We start from the raw sequence: 16,399 nt of genomic DNA on the forward strand, positions 1-16,399 counted from the left end.
CGCCCCCTTGCTATTAAAATAGCGTTTTTGTTCAAAATGATGCCCTCATTCATTTGGACACATTTACCAGGGTTATTCTCCAAAAACTCATGTTACGGTTAATTAGTCGAGTACGTCATTACTTGACGATTACCCGTAGGAGCCCCCCAGACAAACGGAGCTTCTTTTATTCAAATAACGATTTTGTTTTAAAAATACACCAACTCAAAAAGTATATATATAATGTTATGAGTATTCTTTTTCAATATAAGTTTTGGTTAGAGAGCGCCTTGGAAAGCGCTCTTTAGTTTTAAATAAGGATTTTATTAAAAACTACTCACTTTTAATTCTTCGATTTCTACTTTTTCGACTCTAATTTCCACTCATAGCAAGATATCCTGCTCTGTTAATCCTATTAAACATCAACCTAATATGGTAAAATTCAAATAAAGAAGGTGAATATAATGAGTGGATTTGTAATTTGTACGCTTGTTAGTTTAATTATCATCATATGCGGTTATCTAATTCATATTAAAAAGTACTTATTCCTTATCGCCGGATATCAAGAAGCTACTTTTATTGGTGATAAAAATAAACTAGCTAAATTATTCGGTACATTCGCTTACATAGTAGGAATTGCTACTTTTCTACTCCCTTTCGGGCTTGAATTCTTTGGTGACATAAGCGGTAAAATTTATGCAGTCTGCATTTGTGCAGGTACGGTATTTATTTTGGTCCGAAAACAAATGATTAATAAACCTTTTTAAAAAGAGTCTTAATATGGCTCTTTTTTTATTAATACAACTGCTTCGTTTCGATAGGTAAGACTTTGAAGTTATCTCCATCTTTTCCCCCGCTTAACACTGTACGTGCGACTTTCATCGCATACAGCGTCCCATCTTATCCTTTTATACTAAAGCAACTAGATTACAAACTTAGTGTTGTACTCACCAACGTATTAATTCCCCTTTCTTACGAAAGGTCACATCATCTTACTCGATCCTGTGAGTTACATCTAATTGATTTAGTTTTCAAAGAACAAGACTAGGGACTATCCCTTCACATTCGTTACATGCTTCGTCGGTACTGTGTCCCCACCTTCACAAGAATTAAGCAATTTCGGTTCGTTAGAACCTTATATGCATCTGTCCGCTAGTAGGCGTTTGTGACAGTTTCTTGCTTACCACGTTCCGATTGACTTAGCTATACATATATCCTTAGGTGCTTGCTGTAAGCCTGTTATCTTTACATCTTCATTGTTAGATGTTCCGAATTTCATATTATTTACTCTTACTTTTCGGTAGATAACATCGTCATTGACGACATACACATTTCTAATGTATTAATAGTTTAGACCCGTACATTCGCAAGTTCGTCAGTCCATTTGGACATTCTCACCATAGATATTTTGTAGCATCCCGACCTATCCATTACCATATGATTTCTCACTTAGGTTTTGTTCAGCCGACTTCACCTAGCTTCATACAATTTGTGACTACTATCACGCCTTGCATGTAGGAGTATTAGATAAGTAGTTTCAGCTCAACCTGACGGCTTTCATTCCTACTTTCAGTCAATCAGTTGTTGTCATCAAATTGATAACCCTCCTATTTCGTGTTTGCACACTTATGAGGAAACGTGTCGCGCAAATAACTATTTTGTTAAATTTACAATAGTGAGGTTAATAGCTCCGGCTTGATCCAAACTTATTAATAAATTCTCTGCTACCGCCTTTGCCATATGAGTAGCACATGCGATTTCCTTACCATCCACAATAATTTTCACTTCTTCTCCGACATCTTCAATTTTTACATCCTTCATATTTTCCATTCCCCTTTTCTATTCAAATAACGCTTTGGTTATAAATTACTTCCCAATAAAAACGATCTTTTCCATTACAAATGTAAAATGTTCAACTAATCCATCATAATTAGCAGCTCTATATCTTCTGTCTTTTATCCAATTATGAGAAGCTAACTCTTTTTTGAGTTTTGCACTTCCCTTTTCCCTGAAATGACACTTTAAACGATAGTAGTTATTCGTACTAATAGACCATTCTTTGCCAAAGTTAACTTCTATCCCGAGAGCATCGGCTATGCGCTGTACGCTCTCTTCTTCAACCTCATACGCCCGTTTAGCCTCTTCACTCATTTTATTTTCGAACATCATTCCACCTACTTTTCTATAAAATTCAAATTTGATCTTATTCACGCCTGTAGATTCAAAGCCACCAACGCGTCATGAATGACGCCATTCTTCTCAGCGGCTTCATACTCCTCTTTTTCTAGCCATCTATTTATCGTCATAACGGTATGCCTCCTAATCTAAATTCATTATTTCCTCTAAGGTTTTATCCGAAATATAAGTGGTAATAATTTGTATCTGTCCGTATTCTTTTTTAGCCATTTCTATAGATTCGCCTTCTGACTTCGCCTCAAGCCAACAAAGCTTCCACTTCTCGTCCTTGTCGTAAAACTCTATTGAGTACGTTATAACGCTATTACGCTTCAAGAATTTTTCTGCTGTACTTGTTGCGGTATAATCGAAACTTCCTACTACATCCTCAAGTGTTAGTTGTTTCATGCCCCTAACCCCATTGGGCGAGATTTATTCTTGTTCTTATCCGCCTGATCCATGATTAAGGCTGCAATTTCTAACTGATGTCTTCCCAACTCTACTGCAATTTCAATGAAGCTTTTATCTTCTTCCCACATTTCTTGGAATCGAATCACTTCAAGAAACACCTAAACCAGCTGTAAATGCTGATAAAGTTACATACGAAAATGAGATCAAGCCTACTATTGATGCTATGATAAAAGAATACGATGAAATTTGGAATCAAGAATGGCGACCTATTTTTTGGGAAGCAAGTAAAGACCCTGCGTCTGTTGATCAAAATGCTTTAAAAGAGAAGATGGAGGCCGTTTCAAATAGATACGATGAACTATCCAAGAAAAATACAGCATTTAAAGATGGTGCGAAGCTAAGTGATCCTGTATTAAAAGAAAAAATCGAGAAATTTAGAGTAGAGTATGGACTAGCAACTAACTAATGATGATATTTAATTTTTAGCACAATGAATGTTAACCAAGCATATATTATAATATTGGAATAGGTCTTGCTCACTTTTTTCACTTTACTTTATAATCTTCTTTTTAAGTATGTTGATTTTGAACAATAAGAAGTTCTCTTATTTTACACTTGTACTTGTAAAACTTTTAAAGTAAGGTCTAGTACAATTTTTTCACGAAGAGTTCCAAATGGCTCGTTTAATTCTGTTGGACAAGGAGAAAAGTCTAATTCGAAAAATTGAGCGCTTACTAATTCACAATATGGTTGTTCATTATAAAAAACTGCATTTTCGAAGAAATATTTGTCTAAACGTGGTAAATCGCCGTTTTTAGGATTAATAAAATGAGAAGTAGTGTCTGAGGAAGAAGCTACTAAAGCCAGTGATAGGAAATCAGCTTCTGTTAGATCTGCAAAACCAGAAAATGGAACATTTGCAATACGATCATATAGAGCTCCATTACACTCATCGTTTGCATATTCGATATTTTTACGAATATACCCTTGTACAAATAATTTTGCTCTTGTAACTCGGCGGTAAGGTGTACCAGCTACCGGAGTAAATGCTACAGGAACTAACTTACATTGTGTTAAAAATACATTTTTTAAGACACGTTTAATCTCAGTTGCTGGAGGATCTAATGAAATATCGGATTCTACAACAATTTGAATTGTTCTTTCCGCTAATACAACTGGTATTTTTACGATTGGTGTTCCTGGAGTAGTAATTGGTGTTGCAGCTGCATCACTTAATGGTGTTTGAGTTTGTCCTGTCACTTGACATGGTACATTAATTGGACATTGTTCACTCATATTATCTAATCTGCTTTTTGAAATTAATTTAGATTTTTAGAACTTTTCAATGTCAATATATTCGTTTTTTTCATTTATGCATAAGCATGTATACTAGTTTTTGAAATTTATTTATCAAGTTTTATTAATAGGAGATATTTTTATAAAGTATATTACTCTGTGAGATTTTGTTATACAGAATCTATAAATAAATATTTTGTACTAATAAGATTTATATAAAGTCAATATTTTAAGTGATTTGAATAAAAACAAATATACAAAGGTCTATATTTGTTTTTAAAATTAAGATGATTCAAGTCGGAGGAATACACCTTATGGTATCTTTTCTTTATTTTCAAAAGGACCTGCTCAATTAATCCCTAAAAACATAAAGTAATGTGAACCTGTTAAAACACATGTGTGACCTTGAATTCCCCCTCTTACTCAAAGGAGAGATTAATATGGGATTTGGTGGTAGTTGTGGCTTTGGCGGCGGATTCGCCTTAGTCGTTGTGCTCTTTATATTATTAATCATAGTTGGAGCTTCTTGCTTCTGCTAAAAAACTATTAGAAAAGACACTCTTATATGGGTGTCTTTTCTTTATGGGAATTTCTTAAATTACTTATATAAAAGCTAATGGACGAGTATTAATACTTATGAAGTAACTTTTATCTGATAAGAAAGGGGCATCAGATTTATGAACAACCTTAATTTCCTTTGTGAGCAATTTGCTAAAATTCTTAATGGAAAGAGCAACATAAATCAGGGTGTTTGTTCTGTCTCCTTGCGTCGTAATATTAAAGTGTTTGTTCAAGGACGACCAAGCACCTCTGTGATACCGGTTGGGATATCTTTTGAATCGTTAGATCAAAATGGTAATGCGTTGAACTTAGGGGAAATCGCTATTTTACAAGAAGAAATTCCTTTATTTATACAATCAATTGTTCAACAAGGGATTATTGTTAGCGCCTTACATAATCATTGGTTATATATGAAACCATTGATTATGTATATTCATATCCAATCTGTTGAACCACCATTAAGTTTTGCAAAAAAATTGGCAAATTCCTTTTTTGTTTTAAGTAGTTATCCAATTATTGATAACGGAGGCTAATGTTAAGTAGATCATATTTATTCATTTCTAGATACATTGAATTCCGATAATGAGAATTATGTAAATGAGCTGTCCATATGGACGGCTTATTATATTTTTTGCTTAGCTTGTTTTTTTCAAAAATGCTGGCGGTACCCCTTCAATAAAGGCTCAGACACAAAAACAGGCTGTGGAGAAGACTTTCTCCACAGCCTGAGAAAACACTTCTCTTAAGATAGAGAAGTGTTTTTCCTTCATTATTGATTAGAACTAGAAGATTGTGATTTTTTTGCCTCAGCTTGTGCATTCGCTTGTTTCACTGCATGCACATCCGTTTCAGTTGCAAATTCTGTACCATAACTAGCATTCGCACTTTGTGCACCTGAAGCTTGTGCTTTCTTTTCCTCAGCCTGTGCATTCGCTTGTTTTACTGCTTGTACATTTGTTTCAGTTGCGAATTCTGTACCATAGCTAGCATTTGTACTTTGGATGCTAGCGCCAGAAGTTGCCTTATTGTAACCTTGTTGTTTTTTGTTCACCTTTCTCACCTCCACAATCAATATTATAGCCAGTCCATTTAAAAGCTATCCTTAATTTTATTTTTAAACTTCCGCATATACGTCACTTTCAATAAGACCTTCTGGACCTTTAGGCGTATATTTAAATGTTTTGCCTACGCGGTTTAAATATTCAATACTTCGACAAAATTTTCATCGACTTACTAAAATAGTAGTCTATTTACACGTCTATCAAATAAAAAAGTTGGCAATTACTAAAGCGAAAAAAGCTCTTTCTTTTTGCTCATTCATTTTCGGGTTCAGTTCATTATATTTTCTACTTTGTCTTTATATACAACATATTCTTTCCCATCCACTACTGCTACCACTGCAAATTCATCTTTTGGATTAAATGAAAGCCAGTCAGCCCACATGTTTGTATTTGGTCCTCCACCCCACATATTATGAACAGTGTTTTTAGTTAAATTCATAACTTTATAAGACGCATTTGGTGCATTTGTTCCAGTCTTTATTTCAAATGTGTATGCGTTATGAATTTTTTTATAAAAGTAGAAAACGTTTGATGGACGAAGCTGATTCATAAAATTCTGTTCTTTTTTCTCTGCAATTTTTATCCCTTCTTGTAATGTGACAACATCTGTTCTTAATGTTTTCCAACTGTCTTTCGCTGCATTCAAGTTAGGGGCTAAGAATTTATATCTATTTTGATCAGCCTTTTGATTAGCTTTATCAATATGTCTCAGTACGCCCGAATATTGAGAGTCTAAATCATCCCATTGCGTGGACATATAAGTAAGAGCAGTAATAGTATTATCAATCGCACTATGCATATCACTAATATTATGAAACGCAACTCCTACTACACGATTTAATGTTATCTTATAATCTACATTCTGACGTAATTTTGCTAATTCCGGCTCTAGCCAGCCTAACTTACCTCTTGCATCACCTATCATTATCCCACCAGCAATCAATGTGGGAAGAAAGGGGATTTTTACCATGTCTAATCCCTTAGATTCTATGTCTTTCTGATAGTTTACTTGCCCTAAAAGGTCCTCTAAACGCTTTTGATCATCCTCAACCGCAGCTCCTTGGTTTTTTAAAATAGACTGCAAGGTCTCTTTATGGCTTCCAAATACTCTAACATCTTCTCCAATAGCATTTTTAAATTTAGTTAATTCTTCTATTAATACTTTTGCAGACTTTTGATTTTGTTGAATTTCCCCCCGTAAATCTGTAATCCCTTTTTTTAAAGTATCCCCATTCCCAGTATTGATCGCCTCTACTAATGGTTCATAATGATTTTCAAATTTTGTATCGTATTCAATAATACCTGTCAATGTATCTAAAAGCTGTTTTTTTACTTTCGTATTCCATGAAACTGCATGTGCTCTTGCATTGTTTTGATCTTGTACAATTTTACTAGGTAAATCTGCATACCCATTAATAGTAATTCCTTCAAAACTCACATCTGGATTATTAATTAACAAATAAGAATATTCATTCATATATTTTACAAATAACCCAGCATCTTGCACAGTTTTTTTCATCTGTTCTTCATTTGCTGAAAGAGACATATCTCCATTGTTAGTTTGTTCAATTTCACTTGCAAAAGCTGCTACTGGTGTAACTGCATAAGTTGTTGTCATAGTTAAAAATGTCGATACAGCGAGTATTTTATAAGGGATTTTTTTCATCATTTTATACTTCTCCTAAATAGGTTTTGATTTTTAATTCTATTCTTCTTTAAAAGCGACGTCCTTCAAATTTTTTAAAAATCTGTAATACAGCACGGTTATCTTGGTATCTGGGTAAAAATTTTATAAAAACAAAAGGCGAAGTCTTTAATGAGACTCCGCCTTTTTGATGTATAAGGAATTATTAATTGTTGCTTTACTATTTAACAACGTAATCATAGATTCTCTATGTTTTAGGTGACTTTGCAACGAAACTAATATTTTCTTATTTTTGCGGAGTAGCAGGCTCCACTTTTAATTCTTTGATTCCTTCTTTTAAAGTGACCGCATCTATGTGTAATGTTTTCCAACTGTCTTTCGCTGCATTCAAGTTAGGTTTTAAGAATTTAAATTTATTTTGATCAGCTTTTTGAGATGCAGTTTCAATATGTCCAAGTACTCCCGAATATTGAGAATCTAAATCATGCCATTGCGTGGACATATAAGTAAGAGAATTAATAGCATCATCAAGCGCCTTATGCATTTCACTAATATTATTGTAAGCAACTCCTACTACACGATTTAATGTTAATTTATAATCTACAGTCTGACGTAATTCTGCTAATAAAGGCTCTAACTTGCCTAAATTATCTCTTGCTACTCCCACTATGATGCCGCCAATTAATGGTAGGCCCAAAATAGCACCTTTCATTACATTAAACCCATCAGATTCTAATTGTTTATAATAGTTTACTGACCCTAAAACTTCATCTAGACGCTTTTGATCGGCCTCAACATCTGCACCTTGGTTTTTTAAAATCGACTGCAAGAGATCTTTATTGCTTCCAAATGCTCTAACATCTTGTCCAATAGAGTCTCTTAATTTAGTTAATTCTTCTATTAATTGTTGTGCATACTTTTGATTTTGTTGAATTTCACCTCGTAAATCTGTAATTCCTTCTTTTAAAGTATCTCCATCCCCTGTATTAATCGCATCTACCATTGTTTCATAATAATTGTCAAATGTTGTATCGTATTCAATAATACCCGTCAATGTATCTAAAAGCTGTTTTTTTACTTTCGTATCCCAAGTAACAGCATGTGCTCTTGCATTTTTTTGATCTTGTACAATTCTACCAGGTAAATCCACATATCCATTAATATTAATTCCTTCAAAATTCACATCTGGATTTTTAATTAACATATAAGAATAGGCATTCATGGATTTTGCAAATAATCCAGCCTTTTGCAAGGTTTCTTTCATCCTCGCTTCATTTGCTGAAAGAGCCGTATCTCCATTGTTAGTTTGTTCAATTTCACTTGCAAAAGCCGCTACTGGTGAGACTACAGAAGTTGTTGTCATAGTTAAAAGAGCCGATGCAACGATTAGTTTGTACGGGACTTTTTTCATCATTTTATATTCCTCCAATATAGGTTATGATTTTTAAATTCTATTCTTGTTTAAAAGCAATATCCTTAGAAATGAATTCTGCATCTTTATGAATATCATTCCAACTTTGTTTAGCAGCCTTTAAATCATCAGGTATTAACGAGAGTTTATGCTCTTGCATTTGGTCGATATTATCATACAAATCTGTATAATTAGCTCCCATTTTATTCCATTGCTGTTGAATATTTGTTAGAGACAGTATCGCTTGATCCACTGTCTGATACAGATATGCCACAGTGTCTTTCGCGTTAGTAAGCGAAACAACAGCTTGGCTAGCGAGATCAGCTTTAGTACTTAATTGTCCGATTTTGTTAGAAATTTCGTTATAGGAGTCCATATGCTTAGATGCCGTGACACCAGCTGCTGTTCCTAAACCAATTCCAGCTGCACCAAGAGCTGTAAGGCCACCAACAACAGCCGGTGTTGCTGTACCGCCAGTCACAACAATTACTACCGCTCCTGCAATAGCTCCAATAACTAAAATGGCTGCTCCTAATCCACCGCCAATTGACCATGCTAATACATTGTCAAAATGTTCTTTCTGAGTAGAATGTAGCTTCTCAATTTCAGCTTGAAGTTGTGGAATTAGCGCTTGTTGACCCGCTAATAGTGCAGTTAATCCACCTTTTCCATCTGGGCCGCCTACATTATTTTTAAAATCTGTAGAATTTGTATATAGTTTTGCTTTGAAGTCCTGTAACATCTTAATTACTTCTGTAACCTCTTTTGAATTTGTATTAATTGTAGTGATTAAATCATTTATACCCTCTTTTAAGCCTGCCTTATCTTTCTTTTGTGCAGTATCTACTAATGTGTCGTAATAATTTTGAAATTGTTCATCGTAATTTACAATATTACGTGCTGTTTTTTGAATCTTTGGTTTCGCTGTATCTAACCAATAATTAGCATTGATTCGCGACAGTCCCTGATTAAGGTGAATGTTTTTGATTAATTCTCCTCCTTCTGAACCTAAATCAATATTGGATAGATTTACATTCGGTTGTTTAATCATTGTTTTTGCGTATAAATCCATTACAAGAATATGAGATCCTGTTTCAGCCAATGCTTTCTTCAGTCCTTCAGGCCCTAATGCATAATTCCCTACTTTTTGTTCTTGACCAGTCGTTTCTTGTGCAAATGCATGAATAGTGTTACCGGTAGTAGCAGTTATAACCGTTGCCAGAGTAGCTAAAGTCAACACTTTAAATGGAAATTTTTTCATAACTATTCTCCTTCTCATTATTTCGCTAGATTCTTATAATCTTTTTAGATTTTTAAAACATAATATTAAAATTTATAGACTTGTTCTTCAAGGTAACTTATTACATTTTTTAATTGTCTTAATGTATCTTTTTGAGACTGCTGGTTAGTTGTATCAACATTAGTAGATAATTTTGTAATGCTATTTTTTATTAGACCCAAATCTTCCTTATAATGTTTTAGTAGGTCAAGTTCTACATCTACTTGATATGCAAATGTATGTAAATCATTTTGCATAATAAGAAGCATTGATTTTTGTAAATCTGCTATTTCTAGGTTCTTAGTTAAATCATAAAATTTTTGGTTTTGTGTCTCTAAATCTGCTAAATATGTTCGCTGTTCTGCTGTTAATTTATTTACTTCAGCGAAAGCACTATATGTTTTCTTAATTTTTTCAGGGTCAATAACTTTCGTAAGGTCATACTCTTTTGTTTTTGCAACTGCAGCTGCAGCTATTTCAGCTTGTTTGCTTTTCTCGATTGCTTCACGGGCTTCTTTTTTGGCAGCTTCAATCTCTAGAGCAGATTTACCCTTTTCTTTCGCTTCTTGCTCTGCTTTTTTCTCTGCTTCTAAAATAGAGTTGTTAATTTCTTTGCCTTTGTTATACGCTGCTACTGCTGTTTGAGCAGCAGGTTCAATGATATCTTTTGAAAGGTTATAGACTTCTTTGAATATAACAAACCCTTGTTCATTTAAAGCTCCTGGTAATAATGCTATTTGTTGTAAATCATTTTGAATTGATTTTTGGGTATTTTGTAATTCATTTTTTAGCTGATCTATTTTCCCTGTTCCATCTGAACTTAGTACACCCTGTGCTTTTGTTACATCCATATCGAGATCTTGAAGTTTTTTATCCAGCTGTAATTTAAGATCTGTTAATTCATTAATCTGTCTTTGTACGTTTTCTTGGTTCGTCATAGTCATATCTTGAAGAACCTCAAGTCTATCCCAAAACCCTTCTTTATCTTCTTTATTGTCTACAAACTCTTTTAATGCTGGGTAATAGTTATTAAATTTAGTTACAAACCCTTTACTTTTTGAATTTACTAGAATTAAATGTGGATAAAGTTCTGATGACCATTCCTTCATATCTTGCTTGATTAGGGATTGATTTGTATTTAAAGCTGGGACTTCTGCTAGCTGTACATTAGGGCTCATTAAACCTTGATCAATATATGTTTGGATTAATTTAGATTGTGCACCTAATTTTCGTAATGATGAGGAAATATCCATGCTTTCCTGTTGAGTTTCTGCATGAACGATTGGTGTTGCGAGAGTATTGATAGGAATAGTCGCCCCAGTTACAATTGATGTTATAAAAAATCCTGAAATTATTTTATTTTTCATTCCGTACACCCCTTTACTATTGTCTATTTATAATCTTATACATACATCTTGAACGACCTAACGCTAGGCTCTTTTGTCACATGCTCTAGGAAGGAGAAATCTTTCGGATAGAGTGTTAAACCTCGTTATTATTTACTTCTCATAGAAAGTAAGGATATTGTTTTCTAACAATTTGAATATTAAGTTTTTCGGAAGTAAACAATAAAATTTCATCACCTATATTTGAATTAACTGCCCCATGAAAAGTATAATATTTATTTTTCTCTTGAGTTGCTGCTGGATTTACAGGAGTCCAGATAGATAGACTCATTGCTTCTACTGCTAACCCTGCCATGACCTTTTTGATAATAATTTCATAATATCTCTCCTAGCTTTGTCGACAGGGCCCTACAAGATTACAAAAGATGAATTGATACTTGTACATTGCTTATACTTTTATTACGGAATAAAATCATTTTTGCTATGTAGAAACTTAAAACACTTTTTTTCAAATGTTATACTTTCGAGATTCTAGACCTTTTTAAAAGTGACGCAACATTAAGATAATTAATTTTAACATAATGTTACTTGCAACTTTACTGCACATTTATTAGTGCAATTTTCTCCCCCCTTGAGTGGTCATACCATTTACACCTTTATTAAAACACTAAATTTTTAATACGTAAATAGTAGAATTTTGTCGATTATATTCAATAATTTAACTATTAAGTATTAATACGAACGAAAATGTTATACTTATAAAATGATTTTTTAATTTTATTTAAGTAATTATAGCAGTTACAACTTGATATACTTAGTTAAAAGGAGTCATTTTTAATATATATAAAGTAACTAATATCATTTGAGTTTTGTTTAATATAATTTAATCACACTTTGCATATCGATCCCCTTTATTTAGATATGCATCATTACATATTTCTCCATAGATAAAAACAACAAATAAACAATAAATACAAGACGAATAAACAACAAATAACAACAAATAAAAGACAAACAAGCAACAAATAACAACAAATAACAACATTTCTAAAAAAACGTGTCGTTATTTGTTATTTTCCGTTATAAGAGATATAACAGAATACTAAGATTTAATAAAGAATTGATTTGTTATTTAAGTCCCTACATTACAGTACATGTAAATCGATTTGGAAAGTAGCATATTGATTCAAATCGAAAACCATCCGAACTAGCATTGGATCTTTCATTCTCTTCAAAAAAAGTAGCTTTCACTTAAATAATGCATAATAAAAGCCGTAGGAGTATAACCTACGGCTTTGTAAAGGAATCTCGATTTACTATAAAATATCCTCTAAAGGTTTATTCTTACGATTTAAACCTCCTGTAAAGCTTTCTGTTCACTTTGTAAGAATGGATCTAGTTTATTTATCAGTCGTCTAATATTTTCATTTTTGGTATACTTACTTGAATCATAGCCTTCATCCGGTTCTAAATAATAAATAAATCCTTTCATATCCTCTGGATAATTAAAATCACTATACAGGTTAGCTACATTCTCTAATAAAGTATCATAATCATTATTTTTTTCTCTCATAGACATTAAAATAGAGTACTTCCATTTTCGTTCCTCAATTTCACTATTCCAATGTAAGTTCTAATAATGCATCATCTAAGCCGATACATAAAGGTATCCGCCTAGTAAATAGAATGATAGTATCACACCATGCATTCCTTGAATAATTATTCTTTCAAGGAATAGACATACTCCATCCGTATTACAAAGGGAAAAGGTAGTAAAATATCTTCAAGATTTACAAGTTCGGTAGAAATGCCTTGCTTTTCAATTTCGACAATATTACGCATAATTTCTCTTTCACATTTTTCCAAAAGGTCATATTTATCACGATAATGTAAGTAAAATGTCCCTCGATTAATATTGGCTCTAGCTGTAATATCCTTAACCGTAATGGAATCAAACCCTTTTTCATTTATTAATTCAGTTAGTGCATCACGTATCGCTTCTTTAGTACGAGCTACGCGTAAATCAGTATATGCACTTCCCATTTTTTACCTCCTAAATTTTTTAGACATATTTTTATATAATGTTCAGAATGCAACAGATCAACTATTTCTGTTTATTGAACCCATAAGATACCCCTACTATAATATTAAATATAAATAATCAACACTATGTTGATTAAAACAATAGGAGGTACAGAAATGAAAAAACAAGTATCACTAGTAGTTGAACATGAATTGAATGACGTAACACCAGAAATGATTGACTGGTGGTGGGATAATATTGATACCCCTGAACGATATAAACTATGGCACCCAGAAGAACATGTTGATTTTAAGTGGTTAGTTGACCCTAAAGTACATGGACACGTAGGAGCCATATCAGCTTCCCTCGAATCTGCGGGGGCACGGAGTAGAATTTCCGCTAAGGATTCGATGGGAAGATCCTAAAAATCGTCCTATAAATACCCATTACAGCCATGTTTTAATGGGTTCATGTTTAGATGATTGACGATGTAATTTCACAAGTAATACATCAATACCAAAAATCTGAGAACGGTACAGTAATGACTTCTACATTCATTTTCCCGAAAGGATTACCACCATTTATTAACCTAAGTGGTTTATATAAACACAATGTAGAAGAAATGAGTCAGTTCAGCAAATTTTTACCGAAACTTTTTGAAGAAAATTTGTAAGGCAAGTTAACAGCTTTACTTTTAATAAATGATTAACTAGAAAACAAATCGGCCCCCAACATTTTAGATATGTCTACAATGTTGGGGGCCTTTCAATATCAAATCAATCACTTTCCACTTTACTTCTTCTGGGTAATGTACTCTTCCCTTCAAATGAAAAACACCTCCGTTGAATTGACATACTTAGTGTGCGAATTCAGAAGGTGTTTTTTCATTTACCACTATTCGGGTTCACTTCATTAAAATGGTGTATTTTCTAATCAATGATTATTTTCTATCCTTTATTTCCTCTTCAATACTTGCCGCAAATATATCTAGCGAAACAACTTCCGACTTCTCTTCCCCATATTTTCGTATATTTACAGCTTTGCTTTCCATTTCTTTATCACCAATAACGAGAACATACGGTATTTTTTGCATTTGCACTTCTCTTATTTTATACCCTAATTTTTCATCTCGCATATCTTGCTCAACACGAATGCCAGCTTGTGCTAATTTATCTACAACCTCATTTGCGTATTGTTCATGTACTGCATTTGAAACTGGAATTACTTTCACTTGAACTGGTGCCACCCATGCTGGGAACGCACCTCCAAAGTGCTCAATTAATATTGCTAAGAAGCGATCTAAAGATCCTAAAACTGCTCGGTGGATGACAACTGGTCTTCTCTTCTCATTCTTCTCATCTATATAATTTAAATCGAATTTCTCTGGCATTTGGAAATCGAGTTGGATTGTTCCGCATTGATGACTTCTATTTAAAGCATCTTTAATATGGAAATCAATTTTCGGTCCGTAAAATGCACCGTCACCTTCATTTAGTCTATATTTATAATTTAACGATTGTAATACATTTTCTAATGCCACTTCTGCTTGCTCCCATAATTTATCATCACCCATTGAATCTTCTGGACGAGTAGAAAGCTCTACTTCATACTCGAAGCCAAAAGTTTTATATACGTAATCAATTTGCGCCATTACTGATTTAATTTCATCTTCAATTTGCTCTGGTGTTACAAATAAATGAGCATCATCTTGGCAGAAAGTACGAACTCTTAATAATCCATTTAAAGCCCCGCTAAATTCATGTCGATGTACTTGACCGAACTCACACATACGAATCGGTAATTCACGATAAGAATGCAATTTATTTTTAAACATAAGCATGTGGCCTGGGCAGTTCATCGGTTTTAATGCAAAACTTTTATGATCTACTTCTGAGAAATACATATTGTCTTTGTAATGTCCCCAGTGTCCTGACTTCTCCCATAATTCTTGATTCATCATAAATGGAGTACGCACTTCTTGATAATTGTACTCATTTTGAATTTCTCTTAAAAATGCTTCTAATTCATTGCGAATAATCTGTCCTTTCGGTAAATAAAACGGCATTCCCGGAGCCTCTTCTGAAAACATAAATAACTCAAGTTCACTACCTAACTTACGATGATTTCTCTTTGCAGCCTCTTCAATAAAATGCAAATACTCTTCTAAATTTTTTTGAGAAGCAAATGCAACACCATATATACGCTGAAGCACTTGATTATTACTATCCCCTCGCCAATATGCACCGGAAACGTTAGTTAATTGAATTGCTTTCAAATAACCTGTTGATGGTAAATGTGGTCCTCTACATAAATCTACAAATTCACCCTGCTTATAAAGTGTTACACTTTCCTCATTAGGAATTGCTTCTAAAAGTTCTAATTTCAGGTGATCGTTCATTTCTTGAAACAGTTTTTTTGCTTCTTCTCGAGAGACCTCAACTCGTTCTATCTTTACATTTTCATTTATAATATTTTTCATTTCTTTTTCGATTTTCGGTAAGTCTTCTACGTTTACACTACTTGGTAGATCCATGTCATAATAAAATCCATTTTCAATTACTGGCCCTACACCAAGATTTACGTTACCATAAATTCTTTTTACAGCTTGCGCTAAAATGTGTGCAGCAGAATGTCTTGCAATTTCTACACCTTCATTTGAATCAATAGTAATAATTTCTATTTCCGCATTCTCTTCGATGTTTCGGCGTAAATCAAAAAGTTGATTGTTTACTTTTCCTGCAACTGCTTTCTTTTTTAAGCTACTGCTAATCGAACCAGCAATTTCTTCTAAAGTAATTCCTCTCGCAAATTCTTTAACGCTACCATCTGGAAATTTAATTTCAATCATCTGTTCTTTCATTTTTCATCTCTCCATTTCATAATAAAAAGCACACTCATCCCTAAAATAGGGACGAGTGTGCTTTTACCCGTGGTTCCACCCAGATTCCCATCGTTAAAATACAATGGCTTCTTTTACGGTAACGTCGTTTACACGGTACTAGATACTTAATTTCCCCAGTGCAGCTCTAAGGTGGTAAGTTATTTTTCTGCGTTAGGAAGTTCTCAGCTTTCCTTCCTTCTCTGTATAACCGGTTAAAATAACTCATGTCCTTTTCTTCGCTTATTATGAAATTGAATGCAAAAAAGCATATTCATCCCTAAATATAGGGACGAATATGCTTATATCCGTGGTTCCACCCAGATTCCCATCA

Annotated in this window: 15 protein-coding genes, 4 pseudogenes and 1 other annotated feature (1 of these 20 running past the window's edge); of the genes and pseudogenes, 5 read left to right on the forward strand and 14 right to left on the reverse strand. The window is 33.4% G+C overall.

Annotated elements, in window-relative coordinates:
* Window positions 1-440 precede the first annotated feature (440 nt).
* Window positions 441-746: a DUF3784 domain-containing protein gene (locus tag FT637_RS15690; protein WP_193647262.1), complete on the forward strand. Its 306-nt coding sequence runs from the start codon at window positions 441-443 to the stop codon at window positions 744-746.
* 886 nt (window positions 747-1,632) lie between these two features.
* Here FT637_RS15690 and FT637_RS15695 read toward each other — a convergent pair.
* The 4 genes and pseudogenes from FT637_RS15695 to FT637_RS15710 form a co-directional block, all read right to left on the reverse strand.
* The gene (locus FT637_RS15695) at window positions 1,633-1,800 is read right to left on the reverse strand and encodes a hypothetical protein (protein ID WP_193647084.1); all 168 of its coding nucleotides are present in this window, start codon (window positions 1,798-1,800) and stop codon (window positions 1,633-1,635) included.
* A gap of 45 nt (window positions 1,801-1,845) precedes the next feature.
* Complete coding sequence (locus FT637_RS15700) at window positions 1,846-2,190, reverse strand: hypothetical protein (RefSeq protein ID WP_227493829.1); 345 nt, start codon at window positions 2,188-2,190, stop codon at window positions 1,846-1,848.
* A gap of 108 nt (window positions 2,191-2,298) precedes the next feature.
* Complete coding sequence (locus FT637_RS15705; protein ID WP_193647086.1) at window positions 2,299-2,562, reverse strand: hypothetical protein; 264 nt, start codon at window positions 2,560-2,562, stop codon at window positions 2,299-2,301.
* Window positions 2,559-2,714 (reverse strand): annotated as a pseudogene (locus FT637_RS15710) (helix-turn-helix domain containing protein); the annotation flags it as partial. The gene FT637_RS15705 and the pseudogene FT637_RS15710, both read right to left, overlap by 4 nt.
* Here FT637_RS15710 and FT637_RS15715 point away from each other — a divergent pair.
* A pseudogene (locus tag FT637_RS15715) lies at window positions 2,714-3,028 on the forward strand (ribonuclease); the annotation flags it as partial. The pseudogenes FT637_RS15710 and FT637_RS15715 sit on opposite strands and share 1 nt — an antisense overlap.
* A gap of 146 nt (window positions 3,029-3,174) precedes the next feature.
* Here the strand turns inward: FT637_RS15715 and FT637_RS15720 are convergent.
* Window positions 3,175-3,861, reverse strand: coding sequence for a CsxC family protein (locus tag FT637_RS15720; RefSeq protein WP_193647088.1), 687 nt, complete (start codon window positions 3,859-3,861; stop codon window positions 3,175-3,177).
* A 440-nt stretch (window positions 3,862-4,301) separates the two neighbouring features.
* Between FT637_RS15720 and FT637_RS15725 the strand changes: the two genes are divergently transcribed.
* Together FT637_RS15725 and FT637_RS15730 are read left to right on the forward strand one after the other, a co-directional pair.
* Complete coding sequence (locus FT637_RS15725) at window positions 4,302-4,400, forward strand: YjcZ family sporulation protein (protein WP_193647089.1); 99 nt, start codon at window positions 4,302-4,304, stop codon at window positions 4,398-4,400.
* Between the two features lie 138 nt (window positions 4,401-4,538).
* Window positions 4,539-4,955 carry a DUF1259 domain-containing protein gene (locus FT637_RS15730; protein WP_193647090.1) on the forward strand — a complete coding sequence of 139 codons (417 nt, stop codon included), beginning with the start codon at window positions 4,539-4,541 and terminating at the stop codon, window positions 4,953-4,955.
* Between the two features lie 236 nt (window positions 4,956-5,191).
* On the opposite strand, the gene FT637_RS15735 is transcribed toward FT637_RS15730, so the two are convergent.
* From FT637_RS15735 to FT637_RS15770, 8 genes and pseudogenes are all read right to left on the reverse strand, one after another.
* A complete protein-coding gene (locus FT637_RS15735; RefSeq protein ID WP_193647091.1) occupies window positions 5,192-5,473 on the reverse strand; it encodes a gamma-type small acid-soluble spore protein in 282 nt (93 codons plus the stop codon).
* A 278-nt stretch (window positions 5,474-5,751) separates the two neighbouring features.
* Window positions 5,752-7,152 (reverse strand): HBL/NHE enterotoxin family protein, encoded by a 1,401-nt coding sequence (locus tag FT637_RS15740; RefSeq protein WP_193647092.1) that lies wholly within the window; start codon window positions 7,150-7,152, stop codon window positions 5,752-5,754.
* Between the two features lie 262 nt (window positions 7,153-7,414).
* Window positions 7,415-8,542 carry a hemolytic enterotoxin HBL binding subunit HblB gene (gene hblB / locus FT637_RS15745; protein ID WP_193647093.1) on the reverse strand — a complete coding sequence of 376 codons (1,128 nt, stop codon included), beginning with the start codon at window positions 8,540-8,542 and terminating at the stop codon, window positions 7,415-7,417.
* A gap of 37 nt (window positions 8,543-8,579) precedes the next feature.
* Window positions 8,580-9,800, reverse strand: a complete 1,221-nt coding sequence (locus tag FT637_RS15750) for an HBL/NHE enterotoxin family protein (protein ID WP_193647094.1) — start codon at window positions 9,798-9,800, stop codon at window positions 8,580-8,582.
* 65 nt (window positions 9,801-9,865) lie between these two features.
* Window positions 9,866-11,185 (reverse strand): HBL/NHE enterotoxin family protein, encoded by a 1,320-nt coding sequence (locus tag FT637_RS15755; protein ID WP_193647095.1) that lies wholly within the window; start codon window positions 11,183-11,185, stop codon window positions 9,866-9,868.
* A 139-nt stretch (window positions 11,186-11,324) separates the two neighbouring features.
* Complete coding sequence (locus FT637_RS15760; RefSeq protein WP_193647096.1) at window positions 11,325-11,519, reverse strand: hypothetical protein; 195 nt, start codon at window positions 11,517-11,519, stop codon at window positions 11,325-11,327.
* Window positions 11,520-12,515: 996 nt separating this feature from the next.
* The gene (locus FT637_RS15765; protein WP_319805951.1) at window positions 12,516-12,776 is read right to left on the reverse strand and encodes a DUF2247 family protein; all 261 of its coding nucleotides are present in this window, start codon (window positions 12,774-12,776) and stop codon (window positions 12,516-12,518) included.
* 223 nt (window positions 12,777-12,999) lie between these two features.
* Window positions 13,000-13,207, reverse strand: a pseudogene (locus FT637_RS15770) (TetR/AcrR family transcriptional regulator); the annotation flags it as partial.
* A 156-nt stretch (window positions 13,208-13,363) separates the two neighbouring features.
* Between FT637_RS15770 and FT637_RS15775 the strand changes: the two are divergent.
* A pseudogene (locus tag FT637_RS15775) lies at window positions 13,364-13,860 on the forward strand (DAPG hydrolase family protein).
* Between the two features lie 267 nt (window positions 13,861-14,127).
* Here the strand turns inward: FT637_RS15775 and thrS are convergent.
* Window positions 14,128-16,047: a threonine--tRNA ligase gene (gene thrS / locus FT637_RS15780; RefSeq protein WP_193647097.1), complete on the reverse strand. Its 1,920-nt coding sequence runs from the start codon at window positions 16,045-16,047 to the stop codon at window positions 14,128-14,130.
* 303 nt (window positions 16,048-16,350) lie between these two features.
* Window positions 16,351-16,399, reverse strand: a binding site (T-box leader); it runs 173 nt beyond the window's last position.

The organism is Bacillus cereus, from assembly GCF_015071065.1.
GTDB classification, from domain to species: Bacteria; Bacillota; Bacilli; order Bacillales; family Bacillaceae_G; genus Bacillus_A; species Bacillus_A cereus_BA.